At 48.0% G+C, this 5,893-nt stretch carries 7 protein-coding genes and 1 pseudogene; all 8 read right to left on the bottom strand.

What is annotated here, in order from left to right; genetic code table 11:
* Positions 1-221 (bottom strand): annotated as a pseudogene (locus H9X84_RS12540) (hypothetical protein); the annotation flags it as partial.
* A 38-nt stretch (positions 222-259) separates the two neighbouring features.
* Positions 260-754 (bottom strand): hypothetical protein, encoded by a 495-nt coding sequence (locus H9X84_RS12535; protein ID WP_243423767.1) that lies wholly within the window; start codon positions 752-754, stop codon positions 260-262.
* Positions 755-788: 34 nt separating this feature from the next.
* Positions 789-1,067, bottom strand: a complete 279-nt coding sequence (locus H9X84_RS12530) for a type II toxin-antitoxin system YafQ family toxin (protein ID WP_205134598.1) — start codon at positions 1,065-1,067, stop codon at positions 789-791.
* On the bottom strand, positions 1,060-1,326 hold the full coding sequence (locus H9X84_RS12525; protein ID WP_205134599.1) for a type II toxin-antitoxin system RelB/DinJ family antitoxin: 267 nt from the start codon (positions 1,324-1,326) through the stop codon (positions 1,060-1,062). Before H9X84_RS12525 ends, H9X84_RS12530 begins: the two co-directional genes overlap by 8 nt.
* A gap of 251 nt (positions 1,327-1,577) precedes the next feature.
* Positions 1,578-3,098 carry a hypothetical protein gene (locus H9X84_RS12520; RefSeq protein WP_205134595.1) on the bottom strand — a complete coding sequence of 507 codons (1,521 nt, stop codon included), beginning with the start codon at positions 3,096-3,098 and terminating at the stop codon, positions 1,578-1,580.
* 452 nt (positions 3,099-3,550) lie between these two features.
* Positions 3,551-4,777, bottom strand: coding sequence for a plasmid recombination protein (locus H9X84_RS12515; RefSeq protein ID WP_205134596.1), 1,227 nt, complete (start codon positions 4,775-4,777; stop codon positions 3,551-3,553).
* A 272-nt stretch (positions 4,778-5,049) separates the two neighbouring features.
* Positions 5,050-5,508, bottom strand: a complete 459-nt coding sequence (locus H9X84_RS12510) for a hypothetical protein (RefSeq protein WP_205134597.1) — start codon at positions 5,506-5,508, stop codon at positions 5,050-5,052.
* A gap of 74 nt (positions 5,509-5,582) precedes the next feature.
* Positions 5,583-5,893, bottom strand: a 311-nt coding sequence (locus H9X84_RS12505) for a hypothetical protein (RefSeq protein WP_205142734.1), incomplete at its 5' end; no start/stop codon positions are given.

Raw genomic sequence — 5,893 nt, 5'->3', positions numbered from 1 at the left:
CCATAGTTTCCCCATTTGCTCTGCAACATAACGCAGGTACAATCAAAATCCACACCTTCGATTGTGATGTTTCCCTCGACCTGTTCAAAAGGTTCTGTAAGTTTTTCATATCCGTCCTCGAATTCAAGGACTATTGTTTTATCTTGAATTATAATCTTTTTGACCCGCATATCATGCAGACTATATGGAATGGGCGGATTGTGTTTATATTCTGTCCTCATGAGACCTCCCCGTCAAATTCTAATTTGCCGCTCTCTTTTTATCTTCCGAACAGGCGGCTCAACCACCCTTTCTTTTCCTCCCCTTCTTCTGGCTCCTGACTATGTACATCTGGATCAGCGTCACCATCCGTAAGCTGCTGCCGAATTGTTCCGGCATGAAGCGCCTGGGCGGCCTGGGCAGTTTGCTGTGCTACCACCAGCGCCGAGCTGATCTCTGCCAACCTTGCATTCAATTCTTCAATCTGCTTGTCCTTTACAGAAAGCTGCTCGTTTTTACGGTCTAATTCTTTCTGTAACATGGAAATCAACGCCGTTTCGGAGGTTTCGCAAGTTGCGAAACTTGGTTTCGCTGATTGCGAAACTTGGTTTCGCCCAACACCTAAATAATGCTGATATATAGCGGTTTTTTGACTTTCGCTGATTGCGAAACTTCCTTTCGCATCTTTCGCAACATGGTTTCGCCGACACCATCCACGAACCGCCTGTTCAGACACACCACATTCTGCCGCAATTTCTGCTATTGTACCCGCCATATATCATCACCACGCTTCCAATTCAGCACCGTTCTCAAAACAAATCGCTATGAGAACCTGTCCTAATCAATTTCAAAATCAAAGTCTCTCGATAAACCTTGTAAACGAGCAGCCAATCCGGCTCAATGTGACACTCCCTCATGTCCTTATAGTTTCTGGAATTTGTGAGGGCGTGATCCCGATATGACTCCGGCAACGGCTGCTCCTTACACAACATTATAACTACTTCTTCCAATTTCTTCGGATTGCAGCCCCTCTTGATTGCAAGCTTATAATCTCGTTTGAACTGCCCCGTAAACTCCGGCTTAAGCATTCAGCGCCTCCATCAGATCTGCAACACTATCAAAAGGCCCGTACATATCCTCATCTTTTTCTGCCGCTTCCATCGCTGCATAGGTGACTGCGTTCGGCTCGTCAGCCTTGACTTCAAAGGGAAGTCCATGACAGCGAAGTGCCTGCCTGTAAAAAACGCCGGTTGCCGTACTCAAATCCATCCCAAGGGACTTAAAGAGAGCTGCCGCCTGTGCTTTCAGCTCCGGTTCCATCCTAATCGTCATATTTTCTTTTGCCATATAAAGCTCTCCTTTCTTCTCTGATAGCTTGCACCTTTATTATATTCAATATCCATTTATTTTGCAAGTGCGTTGCGAATGTTTATTGCAACATCTTTGTGAACACCAATTTCTGATATGCGTAACAATGCAACGTGTACATTTAGGGGTTAAAAAAGCCTTATTTTTGCGGTTTTTACGGCTCTTTTTCGGCATGGCAATATAAAGCCCTTCCCACCCTCAAAAGCGCCGTACAGGGCGTTCTGGGGCGGTTACAGCCCCTTTTTGAAATCCTCCACCAACAAATCACTCAATGCCTGGGAGGGAGCCATCCGCACTGTTATATGCCCATCTTCAAAGCGTACCGCTGGAGGCGGGCAGTCCCACCATTTACGGATAGTTTTCGGATCAAGGCCAGTTTCCCGGTGGCAGTCGGCCTTGCGCCCCTCCGGGTGCTGCTGCCGCCACTCATAAACCCGCACCTGAGCCGTTCCGCTACCTTTAGGCCGCCCATTCCCTTCTCTCCAATTCGTACCATTGGCCTTATCGTTAATCTCCTGGATTGCTCTCGCGCCCTGCAAATGCACCGGCTGTTTGCGCCAGTTCCGCTTATTAACAGGCATAGTCAGGCCGGAAAGCTTCGCTATATCGTCCCTGGGGAATGTCACATAGTCCTCATTGAACATCTCCAGGGCGCACACCACATCATCTTTCGTGAAGCGGTTTATATCCTCCACGCTCATATCATCATAGGGCTGGAGCAGCGCAAAAGCGTCCCGGCGCACTTCGTCCTCGTCAATCCCACATTTTTTCGCATAAATCGCCAGCGTCATAATGCCATAAAAGCGATGGCCTACCCGAATTTCGTCAGCGATCCGGTGCAGCCACCAATCGTAAAGGTCACGCTTGACCGTCCAACGCCCCCGCCGTTCCTTCTTGACAATCCTCCGTTCATACCAATCTGGGTACTTCTCCTTTGCTTCATCCAGCGACAGGCGGCTCTTTCTCATAAGCCCCTCAAGCCGCTGCCGTTCCCCGTTGCTGTCCGGAATATAATCGAGCAGCTGCGCCAGTTCCACCGGCCCGCCAAGCCGAAACGCCCTCACAGGGTACTCCCGCCCCAGTTTCGAGCCGGAGCCGACCACCCGAAAGCCCTGCAAAATGCCCTGCATTTGCGGTTCTTTTATCGTGGAGGTATATCGGTTCCAAATCTGCCGAGTAAGGGAATATTTCAACTCCTTCAAGCATTTCTGGTTGTGCGGATACATAGGCACCGGCTCTTTCAGCACATAATACAGGTGAAGCCCCGTCCCGCTGTTTACAACAAAGGTTGCCTGGGGCAGAATATCCTTGTTCATCTGGTGCAGCGTATCCCGAAGCTGCGGCATACCTACCCCATCCAGGTCAAACACCAGAGCATAAAGATACCTGGCATTTTTACCGCATCGCCGCAGACCAAAATAGGAAATCGGGGACATAATCGTAAAATCAGTGTCTTGCAGCGCCCGCAGTTCGTCCAGCTCGTCAGTGATAGTACAGCGTTTCGCCTTACCATCCCCCTCGATCTGCAAGGCAATCCCGGTCGCCTTATCGACCTCAACTTTCTGAACCGTCACTGCAATCCCGTTTCCCTTCCTGTCCTCAAAATGCCCCTTCCTCTCGAAAGAACCCTCCGGGAAGATCTCCCGATAAAACTCATACGGCGCTACCGGCTCCAAAAACCTTTCCAAATGCTCATTCTTTTCCTGATAAAGCTCCCGCTGTCGTTCCAGAGCCTCTTGCTGATCCGCCATTCCTTACACCTCTTTTCACACATTCTGCAAACCCACAGGGGGAAAAGGGGGAGCCAAAGAGCAGCCCCTTCGGGGCCTTAAAGAGAAAGTCACCTCCCCCTTTTCCCCCTCGCTCTGGGGCATGGAAATGATGGAAAACCTTTTAGGTTTACCACATTCCCACACCCCGTCGCTCACCCCCATTTTCCCCTCCGACTTTCTCCCTATCCGAGAGAGAATATTTTTATTATTTTTCCTTGGCCTAAAGGCCATAGGGGGGCATATATTATCAATACATTTTATTCCCTATTTTACAACACACTAACTCCTTGCTATCCCCATACCCCATAGGGGGGCATATATTATCAATACATTTTATTCCCTATTTTCTGTTGTTATTATAGCCTGTCCAGATGGCGCTTTCAAGTCCCCTGGACAGGCATATATTATCAATACAGTTTTTCCCTATCTTATCAAAGCTCCATGCCGCCCCAGGTATGACCTCGTTCCTGCTCCTGCTCTGGCTGCTGCACCTCCGGCACAGGCAACAGCTCCCTGGCTCTTTCGACAAGGGGCCGGAACTTCTCTGGCAGGTGCCGATCCAGAAAATCCATCACCGAACTTACCCCATCCAGGAGCCGATCCGAGAAGCTGCGCTCCTGCTCCAACTCTTGTTCCAGGCACTCCACCTGTACCAGCAGCTTTCGGTTTTGGTTTTCAAGCCGCTGCCTCTCCTGGGCCTCCTTCAGCCTTTCTTTCGTTGAGGGGATTTTCTGCTGAAGCCGCTGATTTTCTTCCTTCAGCTCTTGCACTTTCTGTTCCGCCGCCGCACCTCTGATTGCTGCCGCCTTCAGTTCCTTTACCTGTTCTACGGTAACGCCTTTCACAGCTCCTGTCAGCGTTTTTTCTGGCTGTATGGCCTCCAGATCAGGCTTGACCTTCTCAACCGCCTTTAGGAGCTTCACATTCCCTTGAAGCGCTTTTTTCTGCTTTTCCAGAGCTGCTATATCCTGTTCTGCTGCTGCAACCTGTTCCTGGACAGCTTCAAGGCGCTGCGCCGCTGCCCGGTACTCTGGCAAATCCATGTGAGGCCGACCACCACCCAGGCTGATAATCTCAAAATCGTGTACCTGGGCAATCTCTCCAAGAGATACCTTCTCACGCCCCATCCAGGCTTTCCATTCGGTTTGCTTTCGGCCCAGGCTTTCAAACCCCTGCTGCTTTAACGCCTGCTTCATGGAAACCCTCGTAGACAGCCCCCGGCTCTGCTCGGTAGCCACCGGCACAAAGTCTACATGGAGGTGAGGCGTGGCCTCATCCATGTGCAGCACCATATTGAATACCCGCAGATGAGGATTACGCTCCTGGAAGGACTCTGCAAATTCTTTGAGAGCTGCCGCTGCCCGTTCCCCTCCTGGGGAGCCGCACCCGCAGTCCTCCATGTTGCCGATCTGGAAGATGGCCTCGTGAAATAACTTCTCCTGTTTGCTCTGTCGGATATGCTCATAGTAGTTCGGTATTTTGTCCCTGGTCTTTTTCTTTTTAGCGTTATAGGCAGCCAATGCTTCATCAAAAAGCTCATGGTACACCTGCTTCAAGTCATCGTTGCAAAAAGTGATATTCTGCTCCGACCGGCTGCGGTCTACATTCGCCGCCGAAAAGCTCCTGTTATTGTGCCGAATACTTCCTCGGCCTGTCATTCCCGAAATGGTTGTTTCTATAAAATCACCCGTCCCTTTCTTGTAAAAAGAACTATATCCTACTACCTCTATTTTACCATACCTGGGTGGCTGTCACAACCTCTTTGTTACTTTCTGGTGAGAAAGTAACGCAAAAGCACTTTCACACCGACGCCCCTTTGAGGCTGACAGTATGAAAGTGCTTTGCGCCCTGCCGGGGGCTAAAGGAGCCAGGCGAGAACACCGTTTTAATCCGCTGTTCCTGCCCAGGCTCGACAAACTGGGAGTTGTCATTATCGTTTTATTTCCAAGCAATAGAATGACGGTCTATTTGGATACATTTTGTCGGGAGTATTCCAAATCTCTGCATCATCAATTTCCTTGATATGTTTTGTGGTAAGTTCATCAATAGAAACTGTTTGCCTATGAATTACAGGTCTGTCCTCAAATTCATAGTAGTCCATTAACCACACATGCCAGAGTTCTATGGAAGTCGTATCCTGCAAGACATTTTTCATATATTCAATAATTTGTTTTGCTCTACCCTCTGTAAAGTAGTTCCATTCCAGACAGACTCCGTTTTTCTTGTCGGTATAGTTTTGAACATCTTGAAAGAAATGCAGAAAATAGTTATCATCTGCGCCACCGTCATACATTGTACCCTTATCAAGATTTATTTCAAATGGATAATCCTGAACAGGCGAAACTTCTGTCAAGGGAAAATCCGAAGCAATAAATGTGCATACACTCATAGAATTTCTCCACCAACTTCCAATTTATTTTTTATTTTACATCTCCAAAGTCCAATTCTACAAGCTGGAATTTGTTACTCTTTTGTATCGTAAATAATTTTGCCCGTAAAGTAAATTGAAATGTCCATTTGAACTAAATCTTCTGTTTCTAAGATAGATAAATAACCAGAATACAATACTTGATTATACCCGTATAATTCATCTACAATTTCAAAGCTATAGTTTTTGTATCTCTTTATAAAGCGTTCCAGTTCTAATTTCTCACCGTTGAATTTTCCATAGTTTCCCCATTTGCTCTGCAACATAACGCAGGTACAATCAAAATCCACACCTTCGATTGTGATGTTTCCCTCGACCTGTTCAAAAGGTTCTGTAAGTTTTTCAT

This window comes from Anaerotignum lactatifermentans (genome assembly GCF_016902535.1).
Lineage (GTDB): Bacteria > Bacillota > Clostridia > Lachnospirales > Anaerotignaceae > Anaerotignum > Anaerotignum lactatifermentans_A.
The sequence above is the reverse complement of the archived record's forward strand: the minus strand, read 5'-3'. Positions and strand labels throughout refer to the sequence as shown.

Bases quoted from the DNA above. Each gene is read 5' to 3' on its own strand.
- H9X84_RS12510 (WP_205134597.1), bottom strand. From the start codon at position 5,508: ATGAGTGTATGCACATTTATTGCTTCGGATTTTCCCTTGACAGAAGTT.
- H9X84_RS12515 (WP_205134596.1), bottom strand. From the start codon at position 4,777: ATGACAGGCCGAGGAAGTATTCGGCACAATAACAGGAGCTTTTCGGCG.
- H9X84_RS12525 (WP_205134599.1), bottom strand. From the start codon at position 1,326: ATGGCAAAAGAAAATATGACGATTAGGATGGAACCGGAGCTGAAAGCA.
- H9X84_RS12520 (WP_205134595.1), bottom strand. From the start codon at position 3,098: ATGGCGGATCAGCAAGAGGCTCTGGAACGACAGCGGGAGCTTTATCAG.
- H9X84_RS12535 (WP_243423767.1), bottom strand. From the start codon at position 754: ATGGCGGGTACAATAGCAGAAATTGCGGCAGAATGTGGTGTGTCTGAA.
- H9X84_RS12530 (WP_205134598.1), bottom strand. From the start codon at position 1,067: ATGCTTAAGCCGGAGTTTACGGGGCAGTTCAAACGAGATTATAAGCTT.